The organism is Amycolatopsis sp. NPDC004625 (assembly GCF_040609695.1).
In the GTDB taxonomy this organism is placed as follows: domain Bacteria; phylum Actinomycetota; class Actinomycetes; order Mycobacteriales; family Pseudonocardiaceae; genus Amycolatopsis.
In genome coordinates, this window is sequence record NZ_JBEXKX010000005.1 from 180,176 (window position 1) to 196,335 (window position 16,160).

The window sequence follows — 16,160 nt, forward strand, 5'->3', positions numbered from 1 at the left end:
GGGTCTGTCTCCGATCCTGGGGGCTCACCGCCGTCCCGCGAACTCCGGTGCGGTGAGTTCGGCCAGGTCACGGCGGTGTACGGCCCGCACGGGCACGGTCGTCGCCAGCGCCGCCACGTGCCCTCCGGGCACCGGCAGCGAACGGAGGCAGACGGGTTCCTGCGGCCATCCGGGTACCCCCGAACGGGCGAGGGACCCCCGCACGTCCACCCGCGCCGGGGCCGCCGCCAGGCCCAGCCCGGCGAGTTTCATCGCCGCCTCCTTGCGCGTCCACGCCGTCAGCAGGCGCCCGGGCCGTTCCGCCGGCGGCGCCGCCGCGAACTCCCGGTGCTCGGCCGCCGACAGGACCACCCCCGCCAGCCCGGCCGGGTCGGCCGCCGCGGCCGGGTCCTCGATGTCCGCGCCGATCAGGCCCGCCTCCGCCGTCGCGAGCAGCAGCCACCGGCTCGTGTGCGACACCGAAAACGACGGGGCCCCGGCCAGCCGCGGCCGGCCGTGCGCGGGGTCGCCGCAGTGCTCGCACGACCGGTCGATCACCACCGCCGACGGCGCCACGCCGAGCACCGAGGCGCCCCAAAGGCGTTGCAGCGCGCGGGAAGCCGTGAACACGTCCGCGGCCGCCAGGCGGGCGGCGCGGGCGCGTTCGGGCTCGGACAGGAGCCCGAGCCACGCCGGCCGGGGGCGGACCGGCACCAGCCAGACGTCGACGCTCATGGCGCCTGCGGCAGCAGCAGGGCCGCCCGCGGCGCGGGCAGCTCGTCCGACGGCGTGCCCAGCTCCGCCAGCAGGTGCGCGACGGCCGCCGCGAGCTGGTCGTCCTCGCCCGGCAGCAGCCGGTCCGGGGCCGGCACCACCGCCAGGTCGGGTTCCACGCCGTGGTTCTCCAGCGAACCACCCGCGTCGCCGAACCGGTAGCGGAACTCCGGCTGGGTCGTGACCGTGCCGTCCACCAGCCGGTGCCGCGGCCAGGTCGCGATCACCCCGCCCCAGCTGCGCCGCCCGATCAGCGGGCCCAGCCCGAGCGCGCGGAAGACGTGCGCGAAGATCTCGCCGTCGGACCCGGTGTGCTCGTTGAGCAGCGTCGCCATCGGGCCGCGCGGCGACTCGGTGGGGTAGGGCGCCATCCCGCTCCAGCGGCCGTGCTCGGTGCCGGTGCGGCGCCGGGCGAGCCGGTCGAGCAGCAGCGGCGACACGTGCCCGCCGGTGTTGAACCGGACGTCGACGATCAGGCCGTCGCGGTCGAGCTCGGTCAGGAACCCGCGGACGAAGTCGGCGTACCCGCTGCGCGTCATGTCGGGCACGTGCAGGTACCCCAGCCGTTCGCCGGACACCGCCCGCACGTAGGCGCGGTTGCCCTCGGCCCAGTCCAGGTACCGTGCGCGCGCCTCGCTCGCGCACGCCCGCACGACCACGCGGTGCTCGGCCCCGGCGCGCCGGACGGTCAGCTCCACCTCGCGGTCGGCCTGCCCGACCAGGAGCTCGCCCGGCCCCGCGGGGCCGACCCGCCGCCCGTTGACCGCGATCACCGCGTCGCCCGCGCGGATGTCCGCGCCGAGCCGGGCGCACGGCGAGCCGGCTTTCGGGTTCCACGGGTCGCCGCGCAGGATCCGGGCGATCCGCCACTGCGAGCCGTCCGGGGTGGTGTCCCAGTCGACGCCGAGGAAGCCCTGGGCCTCGTCCGGCCCGGCGCGGTACTCGCCGCCGCGCTCGAACGCGTGCGAGGTGCCGAGTTCGCCGTGCAGCTCCCAGATCAGGTCCGACAGCTCGGCGCGGCACGACACCAGCTCCGCGAGCGGTGCGTACCGGTCGTACACCGCGTCCCAGTCGAGGCCGGACATCCGCGCGTCCCAGTAGCCTTCGCGCTGCAGCCGCCACGCCTCGCGGAACATCTGCCGCCATTCCGCGGACGGGTCGAACGGGACCTTGACGCGCCCGAGGTCGACCCAGCCGGTGGCCGGGCCCGGTTCCTCGCCGTCGGGTGGGTCGCCGGCGGCGTCGGCGCGCAGTACCCGCAGCCGGCTGTCGGTGCGGTGCAGCACGACGTCACCCCGGACGTCCAGCTCGTCGACCGGGCCGAGGCAGCCCGCGGTGACCTGGCCGGAGGTCAGCTCCACCAGGGACACCGTGCCCTCGGCGCCGGAGCCCGGGTGCGCCGGGTCGGGTGCCGCGAGCGGTACCGAGAGCAGCAGCACGCGGCCGGGGAGGGCGCCGATGTCGCTGTAGCGGCCTTCGGGTACCGGGAACGCCGCGACGCGCCGGGAAATGCCGTCGAGGTCGATCTCGACCCGGCCGTCGCCGCGCGGGGCGGGCAGTGCCTGGCCGGGTACGGCGGCCCGGGCCTCGAACGGCGACGGGTCGTCCGCCCGCAGCGTGACCAGGTACGGCCGGGACCCGAACGGGAACCCGACGTCGAACTGCACCTGGTCGAGCTCCGGTGTGAGATCGCGCTGGCCGAGGAAGTACAGGTACCGCCCGGAGGGGTCGAACGCCGGGCGGGCGTCGCGTACCACCGGCTCGGTGACCCGGTGGGTGCGCCCGGTGGTGGTGTCGGCGAGCTTGATCGACGACGTGCGCGGCGACTCGGGGAACGTGTAGGCCAGCCAGCGGCCGTCGGGCGACCAGGCGAGGTCCTCGATGCGCTCGTGCCGGCTCGCGTCGAGCAGCCGGGGCCGGGGGAGGACGTCGGCGGTGTCCACGATCCACACGCGCTGGCGGCTGGTGGCGAAGGCGACGAGCCCGGACGCGGGGGAGGCGGTCAGCTCGGTGATGTGCCCGACGCCGCCGGCCACGAGCACCGGGGCGTCCTCGCCGCCCTCGGCGTCCATCAGCACGATCCGCTCGTCCGGGCTCTCGTCGGCGGCCACGGCGACCAGCTGCCGCCCGCCGGCCAGCCACCGCAGCAGCCGGTAGCGGACGCCGTCGGCGCTGCCGTGCCCGCGGACCGGACCCGACCAGTGCGCGAAGGTGAACGCCTTGCCGCGGGCGGTCACCGCGAGCCGGGTGCCGTCGGGGGACAGCCGCGCGCCGTCGAGGTACTCGCCCGCGGGGGCGAAGCGGCGGCCGCGCTGGGGTGCCGCGCCGCCCAGGTCCACCTCGACCGGCCGGGCGCCGAGCTCGTCCAGCAGGTGCAGCCGGGCGCCCGCGGTGTAGACCAGCCGGGTGCCGTCGGTGGTGAGCCCGCGCGCGAAGTGGTCGTGGTGGTCGGTGTGGCGGCGCAGGTCGGTGCCGTCGGGCCGGCACGAGTAGACGTTGCCGATGCCCTCGTGGTCGCTGATGAAGTGGACGCGGCCACCGGCCCAGCAGGGGTCGGCGACGTTCCCGGGCAGCGCGACGAGCCGGGTGAAGGGCCCGGATTCCTCCTCGGCGTACCACAGCTCGCCGGTGCCGCCGCCGCGGTAGCGCTTCCACCGCGCGGGATCCGCGGTGTTGCGGCCGACGACGACGCCGCCGTCGCCGAAAGCGATCGTGTCGGCCGGGCCGAGCCGCAGCGGCCGCGCGGGACCGCCCGCGGACGGCACCGAGAACAGGCGCGCGCCGAAGCCGGACGGCTGTTCGGCGTCGGTGGCGTAGAGCACCTCGCCGGTGTGCGGGTGCCAGCCGACGGTGAGGCAGCGGCCCGCCTGGTGGGTCAGCCGGCGCGGCCGGCCGCCCTCGGCGGGCATGACGTACACCTCGGCCGGGCCGTCGTCGGTGCCGACGAACGCGATTTCGGTGCCGTCCGGGGAAATCCGCGGCCGGCGGGCCTCGCCGGGGCCCGCGGTCAGGCGGTGCGCCCGGCCGCCCTCGGCCGGCACCGACCACAGGTCGTCCTCGCACGCGAAGTAGAGGGTGCCGCCGGAGACCGCGGGCGTGCGCAGGTACCCGGCCCGCCCGGTCACGACCGGGCCTCGATGCGCTCGCGGATCCGCTCGGCCAGCTCGCGGCGGCGTTCTTCGGCGGAGTCCTGGTGTGCCCGGATGTCCTCGTCGGACAGCGTCCAGTAGCACGCCGTGCGCCATTCGCCGACGGTGTGGGAGTCCCGTTCGCACCGCACCTGGTGCTGGGCTTCGAGGGCCTCGGCGGACAGGAACATGGTGTTGTGCGTGTAGACCTGGTTGACGATCACGCGCATGTTGAGCTCGTCGCGCAGGTGCTTGTGCACGGCGTAGACGGCGAACGCGCCGAGCCCGCGGTCGCGCGGCAGCACGCCGAAGGACAGCTCGCAGCACTGCGCGCGCCAGTCGATCGAGGTGATCCAGGCGAACCCCAGCACGCGGTCGTGCGGGCCGCACACGGTGAAGATCCGCTTGGTGCGGTGCTCTTCGGTGATGGTGCGGAGCTGGCGGGCCTGCAGGCCGTCGTCGTCCGAGCCGACGGCGAAGTCGGTGAGGTTGGCCGCGAACCGCGCTTCGCGCAGCAGTTCGGTGCGCAGCGGGACGTCCTCCTCGGTGAAGTGCCGGACGGTCACGATCGGCATGGTTCCTCCTTCACCAGGACCAGCACGTCGTGGAAGGCGTGGCCGGCGTAGCGGTAGCCGGGCAGCACGCCGGTGCGCGCGAACCCGGCGCCGGCGAAGGCGGCGGCGCCGGCCTCCGGGACCAGCGCGACGAACGACGTCCGCCGCTGGTAGGTGGTCAGGTGCCCGAGCAGCGCGCGCACCGGCTCGGGCCCGGCGGACGTGCTCGAGACGTACGCCTGCCGCGGCTGCGCCCGGTTCGGCACGCAGCCGACCAGCGCGCCGCCGGCGGCGTACACCTGGGCTTCGCGGCGGACGAGCTCCCGCACGAGCAGGGCGTCGTTCTGGGTCACCGGGTCGGTGCCGAGGAACCCGCGCGCGGCCTCGCCCGCGCGGCGCAGGCCCTGCGCCGCTTCGGCGGGTGAAAGCGGTCTCAGCTCAGTCATGGCGGATCGTCCCCCAGATCTCCCGTGCGGCGGGTGCGCCGTCGAACCAGGTGGCGGCCGGGACGACCGCCTCGCGCCGGAACCCGGCCGCGGTCAGCGCGCCGGTGGCGGGCCGGGTGACCGGGGTGACCCAGCCGTACAGGCGCCGCAGGTTCAGGCCGGTGAAGCCGTGCTCGACCGCCTCCCGCAGGATATCGTCCACTTCGGACAGTGGAGTGTGGACGCCGAGTTCGAGGCGGGCCCGCCGGTGCACCCAGTCGATTTCGGTGTAGCGGACGAAGGCGCTGTCGGTGACGCACAGCTCTTCGTCGTGGCCGGCGGGCGGGGGCACCTCGGCCGGGTCGGCGAGGGCGGGCCAGTCCGGGAGCGGCAGGCCGAGCAGTTCGCCGGCGAGCCAGGGCCCGGTCAGCAGGTCGCGGTCGGTGCCGCGGTATCCGCGCAGGGTCATGACTCCGCCCAGACCTGGGAGAAGAAGACCGTGCCGCGGCGACGGCCTTCGTGGGTGGTCACGCCGGCGAGCGTGCCCTCTTCGGTGAGCCCGGCGGACCGCGCGAAGGCGAGGCCGGCCGGGTCGAACTCGGGGAACCGGACCGAAAGCCGCACCACCTCGTGCCGCCACCGCAGGGCCCGCACGATCTCGCGGTAGGCCGCCCGCCACCAGTGCGGCGGGGCGCCGGACCGCAGGCGCAGGTGCAGAACGTAGTGGCAGCCGTGCTCGCTGCCCTCGTGTTCGAGGGCGTAGAGGCCGACGGGCACGCCGTCGGCGAGGAGCACGCGCGTGTCGTCGCCGAGCAGCCGGTCGATCTCCCACTCCGGGCGCGTGTCCGGCCGGTCGGTGCGGAAGAAGAAGCCGGGGTCGGCGAACAGCGCGAGCACTTCCGCCCGGTCGGCGCCGGCGTACGCGCGGGCCGACCAGCGCGGCAGCACTCGCGCCACCGGAACGGCGGCGGGCGGCGCGGCGGGCGCGATCGAGGTCATGGCCCCTCCCGGGCTGGTGAACTGGTGCGGGTACGTGGTCTGCCGCAGCCGGTCGTGAGTGGGAAACAGGGTTAGAACACTGTTTCCCACTCACGACCGGTGGGTCAGCGGTAGACCTCGAACTCGTAGATCCGGGCCGCGCCGTTGCCGTCGTTGGCCGGGGTCGTCAGGTTGAGCTTCACGTACCGCGCCGACCGCGTGGTGATCGGGTGGTAGGTGCGGCTCGCCCGGGCCCCGGACACCGACGCGACCGTGGTCCACGTCGAGCCGTCGGTCGACGTCTGGATGGTGAAGGCGCCGGTGTTCCAGCTCGTGGTTTCGCCGCCGAGCCCGGCGTGCTTGACCACGAACGAGGACACGTTCTGCGCCGACCCGAGGTCGACCTGCAGGTACTTCGTCGCCGCCGTGCTGCAGAACTTGCTGTTGTTCGCCAGGCTCCCGTCGACGGCGTTGGCCGGGACCTCGGCCGAGTTGCACGGCGCCGAGCCCGTGGCCGCCTTGCCCTGCGCCAGGTTGGTGCCGAGCTCCGGCGCGGCGGCCGGCGGCGTGAACCCGTCGTTGTACGACGGCGGGACGTCAGCGGTGCCCGTGCCCCACGCGCTCGGCGACGAGCCCATCGAGTAACTCAGCGTCGACGCGCCCGCGATGTCGCCGTAGCGGATCCACGACCTGGTCGTCGAAACGCCGTCGACGCTCACGCTCTGCACGTACTGTGCGCCCTGACCGGCGCCGGTCCCGGTGATCTGGATCGTCCCGCTCGGCCGGATGATGGAGGCCGAGGGGAACAGCGGGCCGTGCAGGGCCAGTACGTCCGCGCCCGGCGTCGCCGGGTACATGCCCAGCGCGGCGAAGACGTACCACGCCGAGGTGGCGCCGAGGTCGTCGTTGCCGGGCAGGCCGCCCGCGCCGGTGGTGAACGACTCGTTCATCACGCGCCGGACCGCCGAGCTGGTGCCCTGCGGGTGCGCCGCGTAGTTGTACGCCCACGGCACGCCGTGCTCGGGCTCGTTGCCGATGTAGAAGTACGGCTGGGTCAGGCCGCCGTTCAGCTGGGTGAAGTGGTGGTCCAGCCGCTGGACGGCGGTCTGGCGGCCCCCCATCAGGTTGATCACGCCCTGGTAGTTGTAGGGCACCATCCAGGTGTACTGCGAGGGGTTGCCCTCGGTGTAGCCGCTGTTGCTCGACGGCACGACCGGCCACGCCCAGGTGCCGTCGCTCCCCCGCGGCTGGACGTAGCCCGAGTCGGTGCCGAACACGTTCTGCCACCACTGGGCGCGCTGCATGTAGGTGGTGTACTTCGTGGTGTCACCGACCGCCTTCGCGAACTGCGCGATCGCGAAGTCCGACGCCGAGTACTCGAGCGAGTCCGACGGGTCCTCGTAGACGTAGTGCCGGCTGAGGTAGCCGCTTTCCCGGCCGCGGATGGCCTGGCCCTGCGCGGTGCCGCCGTTGGAGCTCTTGTCCATCAGCGTCAGGGCGGCCGAGGTGTCGAAGCCGCGGACGCCGAAGGCGTACATGCTGCCGACGATGATCGGCCCGGGGTCGCCGGTCATCACGAAGTGCTCGTTGCTGTTGTGCGACCACTTGGGCAGCAGCCCGCCCTGCTGGCCGTCCAGCACCATCGACTTCGCGATGTCGCTCGCTTCGTTCGGGGCGACGAGCCCGATCAGCGCGGCCCACGAGCGGTAGATGTCCCAGCCGGAGTAGTTCTGGTAGACGGTGTGGGACGCCGTGTGCACCGCCTGGTCGAACCCGCGGTACTGGCCGTTCGTGTCGCTGGCGATGTTCGGGTTCTGGAACACGTGGTACAGCGCCGTGTAGAACTTCTGGAGGTCGGCGGCGGCCCCGCCGGTCACCTGGACGCGGTTGAGGACGTTGTTCCAGCTCGTGTCGGCCGCGCCGCGGATCCCGGCGAAGTCGAAGCCGGGGTTCTCGGCGGCGAGGTTCGCCTGGGCGTTGGCCAGGCTGACGAACGAAATGCCGACCTTCGCCTGCACGGTGGCGTTGCTCGAGGTGTCGAAGGTGACGTACCCGCCGGAGTTCGTGCCGCTGGTGCTCGAGCTTCCGGCGCTGACCGTGCTGCCGAGCCAGGTGCCGAACCCGCTCGGGGCGCGGTCGAACTGGATCACGTAGAAGATCTGGTACGTCTTCGACGAGCCGCAGAAACCGCCGCCGGTCACCGCGCCGGTGATCTGGCTGCCGCTGATGCTGATGCTGCCGTTGCGGCTGCCGGTCGCGCTGCGGCTGGTGTTGACGAGCAGCCGCGCGGACGTCGTGTTCGGGTAGGTGAGCTTCATGGCGCCGGACCGCTGGGTGGCCGACAGCTCGACGGTCGTGTTGTAGGTGTCGAGCTTGTTCTTGTAGTAGCCGGGCGCGGCCGACTCGTTCGCCTTGGTGTAGCGGCCCGCGTACCCGGTCCAGCCGGTGCCCGGCGAGGTGCCGATCGCGCCGGTGATCGGGAGCAGGCCGAGGTCTTCGTTGTTGGCGCAGCCGGCGCCGTTGAAGTGGGTGAGGCTGAACTCCTCGATGCCGGTGTCGCTGTAGCGGTAGCCGGACGGCGACGCGGTCGGGGTGTCCGGGCTGAACTGCACCATGCCGAACGGCACGACCGCGCCGGGGTACGTGCTGCCGCCGGCCCCGCCGGGCACCGGGTTCGGCGAGTTGCTGTTGTCGGTGCCGATGAAGGGATTCACGTACTGCGTGAGGGCGAGCGCCGCGGCGCCGGCGGGTGTCGCCGGCAGCGCGGCGAGCCCCGCGCCCGCGAGGACCGCGGCGAGCAACGCCCCGCGCAGCCGTCTGTGCAGCGTCGAGAGTGGTCCGGACATGAGCCCTTCCTCTCCTTGTCGCACGCTTTCCGCCGGGCGACAACGTTGTCGAACGAGCAGAGCAGTGATGACAACGTTGTCAACGCGGCGGAAGCCGGGATGACAACGTCAGGGCAATCGAGGTGGTACCGGAACTCGGTGGCAGGACATGGTGCCACGAAAGGGTCCTCCCGCGGAAGCGCCGAAAGTTCGTTGCGCGCCAACCGAATCCGGACCGGACCACTCAGGGGCGGTGGACCACCCAGTGGTCGCCGAGCTCGGTCGTCGCCGCTTCGCCGTTCGTCAGGTCGGCCAGCCACCCTTCGAACGCCGTCGCCTCGCCCGGGGCCAATCCGATCTCGAAGCGGGCCAGCTCGTCGAAGCGGGTCGCGTGGAGCAGGTACGGCGAGGCGCGCAAGTCGTTCTCCAGCCGGCCCGCGCGGTCGTAGCTCACCGCCACCTCGACCAGACTGAGACGCCGGTGTTCTAGTACACCAACAACTTCCAGAGCGTCCGAAACGGACTGACCGTACGCGCGGATGAGCCCGCCCGCCCCCAGCAGCACGCCGCCGAAGTAGCGCGTCACCACCGCGACCGTGTCGGTGAGCTCGCGGCGGCGCAGCACTTCCAGCATCGGCGTGCCCGCGGTGCCGGCCGGTTCGCCGTCGTCGCTGGACCGCCGAGTTCGGCCGTCCGGCCCCAGGACGAAGGCGTGACAGTGATGCCTGGCGCCCGGATCGGCGCGCCGGCGGGCCGCGATGAACTCGCGCGCGGCCGCTTCCGACGTCACCGGAGCGAGCGCGCAGAGGAACTTCGAGTGCTTGATCTCGATCTCGTGGACGCCCTCGCGAGCCACGGAGAGATAACGATCAGTCATCGGGCCAGTCCGCCATGCACCCAGCATCCCACCCCCGAGCAGGCGTCCGACCGCCGCCCCAGGCCACTTCGGACGGACGTTTCCGCAGGTCAGCGACGTCTCGGCCCGCACTTCGGGAGATCCAGCCCGACATATGGGACTACCCCCGGCCGCGTCAACGCAAGCGTGGCATTTCCCACCCGGGCGCAACGACGTATGTCGATAACAGCGAATTCACACTATCGTCATAAGACCCGGCGAACCCGGGAGTAACACCGCGCGCTCCGGACGGGCCCCCACCACAGTGGCCGGTTCGTGCGCGCCCGCAGCACCCGACATGTTCGGCTGCCCAGTGTTGTGCGGCCTCCCAGATGATCGCGTCCGGTTCCGGGCATCGACGCCCGGCCGGTTCCTCGCGTCATCCAGCACTTGTTGACATCGACAACGCCGACAACAGCCACTGTTCTCGACTGACCATCGCGGTACCGGACCACTTCGTTAACCGGTTCAGCTCGAACCACTCGATGAGGTGAGTACCGGTCGCGCCAACGCCTTGGGAGGCGGCCAGCCGTGACCCACCGTGCCAGTTCCCTGCCCCCGTCCGGGGAGCAGCTCAGCAACGCCGAGGCCGAGGGCCTCTACCGGAGCGACTACGAACACGACGCCTGCGGTGTCGCCTTCGTCGCGGACCTCACCGGGCGCCGAGATCATGCGATCGTCGCCAAGGCCCTGGTCGCGTTGCGCAACCTGGAACATCGCGGGGCTCGCGGCGCCGAACCGGACACCGGCGACGGCGCCGGCCTGCTGATCCAGGTCCCGGACGAGTTCTACCGCGAGGTCGTGGACTTCGAGCTCCCCGAGCCGGGCACCTACGCCGTCGGCACGGCTTTCCTGCCGCAGGACGAAAAGCGCCGCGGCCGGGCCATGACGACCATCGAGCGCATCGCCGCCGAGGAGGACATGCGCGTCCTCGGCTGGCGCGAGCTGCCGGTGCACACCGAGCACTGCGGGCCGACCGCGGCCGAGACCATGCCGCACTTCACGCAGCTGTTCCTCGCCGCGCGCCGCCCGAAGCCGGAGCATTCGGACCCGCTGCACATCGAGCGCAGCGCGTTCTGCGTCCGCAAGCGCGCCGAGCACGAGCTCGTCGACGACGACGTCTACTTCCCGTCGCTGTCCTCGCGCACGATCGTCTACAAAGGAATGCTCACCGAGCCGCAGGTCGAGCGCTTCTTCGCCGACCTCACCGACGAGCGCGTCACGAGCGCCATCGGCCTGGTGCACTCCCGCTTCTCCACCAACACGTTCCCGTCGTGGCCGCTGGCCCACCCGTACCGGTACGTGGCGCACAACGGCGAGATCAACACCCTGCGCGGCAACCGCAACTGGATGGACGCCCGCGAGGCGCTGCTGGAGACCGACCTGGTCCCCGGCGACCTCAAGCGGATCTACCCGGTGATCACCCGCGGCGCCAGCGACTCGGCGTCCTTCGACGAGGTGCTGGAGCTGCTGCACCTCGGCGGCCGCTCGCTGCCCCACGCCGTCCTGATGATGATCCCGGAGGCCTGGGAGAACCACCAGGAGATGGACCCCGCGCGGCGCGCGTTCTACGAGTTCCACTCGACGCTGATGGAGCCGTGGGACGGCCCGGCGCTGGTCGCCTTCACCGACGGCAGCCAGATCGGCGCGGTCCTGGACCGCAACGGCCTGCGCCCCGGCCGCTACTGGGTGACCGACGACGGCCTCGTCGTGCTCGCCTCCGAGGTCGGCGTGCTCGACATCGACCCGGCGACGATCGTCCGGAAGGGACGCCTCGAGCCCGGCCGGATGTTCCTCGTGGACACCGTCGAAGGCCGGATCGTCGAGGACGAAGAGGTCAAGACGGACCTGGCCACCGCCCACCCGTACGACGAGTGGGTCGAGGCCGGCCTCGTGCACCTGGAGGAGCTGCCCGAGCGCGACCGCGAGGTCCCGCTGCACGCCGCGCTCGTGCGCCGCCAGCAGGCGTTCGGCTACACCGAGGAGGAGCTCGAGGCCATCCTCGAGCCGATGGCCCGCACCGGCGCGGAGCCGATCGGCTCGATGGGCAACGACTCGCCGATCGCCACCCTGTCGAGCCGCCCGCGGCTGATCTTCGACTACTTCATCCAGCTGTTCGCCCAGGTCACGAACCCGCCGCTGGACGCCATCCGCGAGGAGCTCGTCACCGCGCTCGGCACCCAGATCGGCGCCGAGCCGAACCTCCTGGACGGCAACGCGGCCAGCTGCCGCCGGATCGTGCTGCCGTTCCCGGTGCTCGACAACGACCAGTTCGCCAAGCTGGTGCACGTCAACGACGACGGCGACCTGCCGGAGTTCCAGGCGGTCACCGTGCTCGGCCGCTACAACGTGCACGGCGGCGGCGACGCGCTGGTCAAGCGGCTCGACGAGATCCGCGCCGAGGTGTCCGAGGCGATCGAGGACGGCGCCCGGCTGATCGTGCTGTCCGACCGCGGTGTCGACGAGCACCACGCGCCGATCCCGTCGCTGCTGCTGACCGGCGCGGTGCACCACCACCTCGTCCGCGAGAAGACGCGCACGCAGGTCGGCCTCATCGTCGAGGCCGGCGACGCGCGCGAGGTGCACCACATCGCGCTGCTGATCGGCTACGGCGTCGCCGCGGTCAACCCGTACCTGGCGATGGCGACCGTCGAGGAGATGGCCCACCAGGGCCTGATCCCCGGGGTGACGCCGAAGCAGGCGACGCAGAACCTGATCAAGGCGCTCGGCAAGGGCGTCCGCAAGACGATGTCGAAGATGGGCGTTTCGACCGTCGCGTCCTACACCGGCGCGCAGATCTTCGAGGCGATCGGGCTCGGCGAAGAGGTCATCGAAAACTGCTTCACCGGCACGACGTCCCGCCTCGGCGGCGTCGGCTTCGAGACCCTCGCCGACGAGGTCGCGAAGCGGCACAAGTACGCCTTCCCGGCCGACGGCGTCCGGGCCGCGCACCGCGAGCTGGAGACCGGCGCGGACTACCAGTGGCGGCGTGAAGGCGAGCCGCACCTGTTCAACCCGCAGACGGTGTTCAAGCTCCAGCACTCCACGCGGGCCGGGAAGTACGAGGTCTTCAAGGAGTACACGAAGGCCGTCGACGACCAGGCCGAGAAGCTCCTGACGCTGCGCGGGCTGTTCGACTTCAAGTACGGCAAGCGCGCCCCGGTGCCGATCGAGGAGGTCGAGCCGGTCTCGGAGATCGTCAAGCGGTTCGCCACCGGCGCCATCTCCTACGGCTCGATTTCGATGGAGATGCACCAGACCCTCGCCATCGCGATGAACCGCCTCGGCGGGAAGTCCAACACCGGCGAGGGCGGCGAAGACCCGGAGCGGCTGTACGACCCGGAGCGGCGTAGCGCCGTGAAGCAGGTCGCGTCCGGCCGGTTCGGCGTCACGAGCGAGTACCTCGTCAACGCCGACGACATCCAGATCAAGATGGCGCAGGGCGCGAAGCCCGGCGAAGGCGGGCAGCTGCCCGGCGCGAAGGTGTACCCGTGGATCGCGAAGACGCGGTTCTCGACGCCGGGCGTGGGGCTCATTTCCCCGCCGCCGCACCACGACATCTACTCGATCGAAGACCTCGCCCAGCTGATCCACGACCTGAAGAACGCCAACCCGAACGCGCGCATCCACGTGAAGCTCGTGTCCGAGGTCGGCGTGGGCACGGTCGCGGCGGGCGTGTCCAAGGCGCACGCCGACGTCGTGCTCATCTCCGGTCACGACGGCGGGACGGGCGCGTCGCCGCTGTCGTCCATCAAGCACGCCGGCGGCCCGTGGGAGCTCGGCCTGGCCGAAACGCAGCAGACGCTGCTGGCCAACCGGCTGCGCGACCGGATCGTGGTGCAGACCGACGGCCAGCTCAAGACCGGCCGTGACGTCATCATCGCGGCGCTGCTCGGCGCCGAGGAGTTCGGTTTCGCGACCGCGCCGCTGGTGGTGTCGGGCTGCATCATGATGCGCGTCTGCCACCTCGACACGTGCCCGGTGGGGGTGGCGACGCAGAACCCGAAGCTGCGCGAGAAGTTCAGCGGCAAGGCCGAGTACGTCGTCAACTTCTTCGAGTTCATCGCCCAGGAAGTGCGCGAGTACCTGGCGGAGCTCGGGTTCCGGTCGATCGCCGAGGCGGTCGGGCACGCCGAGTTCCTCGACAAGCGCAAGGCGATCGAGCACTGGAAGGCGTCCGGGCTCGACCTGTCGCCGATCTTCCACGTGCCGGACATGGCCCCGGCCGGGTTGCGCCTGCAGCAGACCCTGCAGGACCACGGCCTGGAGAAGGCGCTGGACAACACGCTGATCCAGCTGGCCGAAGGCGCGTTGAACTCCGGCGACAAGGTGCGGCTGGAACTGCCGGTCCGCAACGTCAACCGGACCGTCGGCACCATGCTCGGCTCGGAGCTGACCCGGCGGTGGGGCGGCGAGGGCCTGCCCGACGACACCATCGACGTCACCTTCACCGGGACCGCCGGCCAGTCGTTCGGCGCGTTCGTGCCGAAGGGCATCACGCTGCGGCTCTACGGCGACGGCAACGACTACGTCGGCAAGGGCCTCTCCGGCGGCCGGCTGATCGTGCGGCCGTCGAAGGACGCCCGGATCGCCGCCGAGGACCACATCATCGCCGGCAACGTCATCGCCTACGGCGCCACGAGCGGCGAGATCTTCATCCGCGGCAAGGTCGGCGAGCGGTTCTGCGTGCGCAACTCGGGCGCGCTGGCCGTCGTCGAAGGCGTCGGCGACCACGGCGGCGAGTACATGACCGGCGGCCGGATGGTCGTGCTCGGCCCGATCGGGCGCAACTTCGCGGCCGGCATGTCCGGCGGCATCGCCTACGTGCTGGACCTGCCCGCGCACCGCGTCAACCCGGAGATGGTCGACCTCGACCCGCTCGACTCCGAAGACGCGGACTTCCTGCGCGAGACGCTGGAAAAGCACTACGACGAAACGGAATCCGCCGTCGCGCGGGAACTGCTGGCCGACTGGGACGCGGGTGTCGACCGCTTCGGGAAGGTCATGCCGAAGGACTACAAGCGCGTGCTCGCCGCCCAGGTGCAGGCCGAGCGCGACGGGCGCGACGTGAACGAGGCGATCATGGAGGCCGCACATGGCTGACCCCAAGGGCTTTCTGACCACCACCCGCGAAGAGCCGAAGCGGCGTCCGGTCGACCTGCGGCTGATGGACTGGCGAGAGGTCTACGAAGACTTCGCCACGACGAAGCTGCAGAAGCAGGCCGGCCGGTGCATGGACTGCGGGATCCCGTTCTGCCACCAGGGCTGCCCGCTCGGGAACCTCATCCCCGAGTGGAACACCCTGACCTGGCGCGAGGACTGGCAGCAGGCCATCGAACGGCTGCACGCGACCAACAACTTCCCGGAGTTCACCGGCACGCTGTGCCCGGCGCCGTGCGAAACCGCGTGCGTGCTGGGGATCAACGACGATCCCGTGACGATCAAGCGCGTCGAGATCTCGATCGTCGACCGCGCCTTCGACGAAGGCTGGGTGACGCCGCAGGTGCCGGTGGCCCTCACCGGCAAGAAGGTCGCGGTCGTCGGGTCCGGCCCGTCGGGTCTCGCCGCGGCGCAGCAGCTCACGCGCGCGGGCCACAGCGTCGTGGTCCTCGAGCGGGCCGACAAGATCGGCGGGCTGCTGCGCTACGGCATCCCCGAGTTCAAGATGGAGAAGGCCCGGCTCGACCGGCGCCTCGACCAGATGCGCGCCGAAGGCACGGAGTTCCGGACGTCGGTGAACGTCGGCGTGGACGTTTCGGCCGCCGAGCTGACTGCGTCCTACGACGCCGTGGTGCTGGCCGGGGGCGCGACCGACTGGCGCGACCTGCCGATCCCCGGCCGCGAGTTCGACGGCATCCACCAGGCCATGGAGTTCCTGCCGCCGGCCAACCGGGTCGCCTCGGGTGACCTCGACGTCTCCCCCTTCGACGCTTCGGGCCTGGACGTCGTGGTCATCGGCGGCGGCGACACGGGCGCGGACTGCGTCGGCACGTCGCACCGCCAGGGCGCGCGTTCGGTGACGCAGCTGGAGATCATGCCGAAGCCGCCGGAGGCGCGTTCGGACGCGCACCCGTGGCCGACGTACCCGATGATCTACCGCGTGTCCTCGGCGCACGAAGAGGGCGGCGAGCGGCTGTACGCGGTGAACACGCAGGAGTTCCTGGGTGACTCCGACGGCCGGGTGCGGGCGCTGAAGCTGGTCGAGGTGCGCAACGAGGGCGGCAAGTTCGTCCCGGTGCCCGGCACGGAGAAGGAGCTGCCCGCGCAGCTCGTCCTGCTGGCGATGGGTTTCCTCGGGCCGCAGAAGGCGGGCCTGATCGAGGATCTCGGCGTCGAGCTGGACCCGCGCGGCAACGTCGCCCGCGACAAGGCGTTCAAGACGAGCCTGGACAACGTGTTCGTGGCCGGCGACATGGGCCGCGGCCAGTCCCTGATCGTCTGGGCGATCGCGGAGGGCCGGTCGGCGGCCGCGGGCGTCGACGCGTACCTGACCGGCCGCGACGTCCTGCCCCGCCCGATCGCGCCGACGGACCGGCCGATCGCGTAGGACCCCAGCGCCGGCGGCGGTGTCACCGTCGCCACCTCCGCCGGCGCTGTACCAC

General features: G+C 72.0%; 10 protein-coding genes. 2 read left to right on the top strand and 8 right to left on the bottom strand.

What is annotated here, in order from left to right; genetic code table 11:
• Positions 1-24: 24 nt before the first annotated feature.
• From ABZW17_RS07880 to ABZW17_RS07915, 8 genes are all read right to left on the bottom strand, one after another.
• Entirely contained in the window at positions 25-714 is a 690-nt protein-coding gene (locus ABZW17_RS07880; RefSeq protein WP_354810840.1) for a 4'-phosphopantetheinyl transferase superfamily protein, read from the bottom strand.
• Complete coding sequence (locus ABZW17_RS07885; RefSeq protein WP_354810842.1) at positions 711-3,878, bottom strand: S41 family peptidase; 3,168 nt, start codon at positions 3,876-3,878, stop codon at positions 711-713. Before ABZW17_RS07885 ends, ABZW17_RS07880 begins: the two co-directional genes overlap by 4 nt.
• Positions 3,875-4,456: a GNAT family N-acetyltransferase gene (locus tag ABZW17_RS07890; protein WP_354810844.1), complete on the bottom strand. Its 582-nt coding sequence runs from the start codon at positions 4,454-4,456 to the stop codon at positions 3,875-3,877. The genes ABZW17_RS07885 and ABZW17_RS07890 overlap by 4 nt, the downstream gene beginning before the upstream one ends.
• Positions 4,444-4,881: a hypothetical protein gene (locus ABZW17_RS07895; RefSeq protein WP_354810846.1), complete on the bottom strand. Its 438-nt coding sequence runs from the start codon at positions 4,879-4,881 to the stop codon at positions 4,444-4,446. Before ABZW17_RS07895 ends, ABZW17_RS07890 begins: the two co-directional genes overlap by 13 nt.
• The gene (locus ABZW17_RS07900) at positions 4,874-5,329 is read right to left on the bottom strand and encodes a hypothetical protein (protein WP_354810848.1); all 456 of its coding nucleotides are present in this window, start codon (positions 5,327-5,329) and stop codon (positions 4,874-4,876) included. Before ABZW17_RS07900 ends, ABZW17_RS07895 begins: the two co-directional genes overlap by 8 nt.
• Positions 5,326-5,859, bottom strand: coding sequence for a hypothetical protein (locus tag ABZW17_RS07905; RefSeq protein ID WP_354810850.1), 534 nt, complete (start codon positions 5,857-5,859; stop codon positions 5,326-5,328). The genes ABZW17_RS07900 and ABZW17_RS07905 overlap by 4 nt, the downstream gene beginning before the upstream one ends.
• A 104-nt stretch (positions 5,860-5,963) precedes the next feature.
• Complete coding sequence (locus tag ABZW17_RS07910; protein WP_354810852.1) at positions 5,964-8,684, bottom strand: GH92 family glycosyl hydrolase; 2,721 nt, start codon at positions 8,682-8,684, stop codon at positions 5,964-5,966.
• A gap of 223 nt (positions 8,685-8,907) precedes the next feature.
• On the bottom strand, positions 8,908-9,540 hold the full coding sequence (locus tag ABZW17_RS07915; protein WP_354810854.1) for a YigZ family protein: 633 nt from the start codon (positions 9,538-9,540) through the stop codon (positions 8,908-8,910).
• Between the two features lie 549 nt (positions 9,541-10,089).
• Here ABZW17_RS07915 and gltB point away from each other — a divergent pair.
• Positions 10,090-14,661 carry a glutamate synthase large subunit gene (gene gltB, locus ABZW17_RS07920; RefSeq protein ID WP_354810856.1) on the top strand — a complete coding sequence of 1,524 codons (4,572 nt, stop codon included), beginning with the start codon at positions 10,090-10,092 and terminating at the stop codon, positions 14,659-14,661.
• Complete coding sequence (locus ABZW17_RS07925) at positions 14,654-16,105, top strand: glutamate synthase subunit beta (RefSeq protein WP_354810858.1); 1,452 nt, start codon at positions 14,654-14,656, stop codon at positions 16,103-16,105. The genes gltB and ABZW17_RS07925 overlap by 8 nt, the downstream gene beginning before the upstream one ends.
• Positions 16,106-16,160 lie beyond the last annotated feature (55 nt).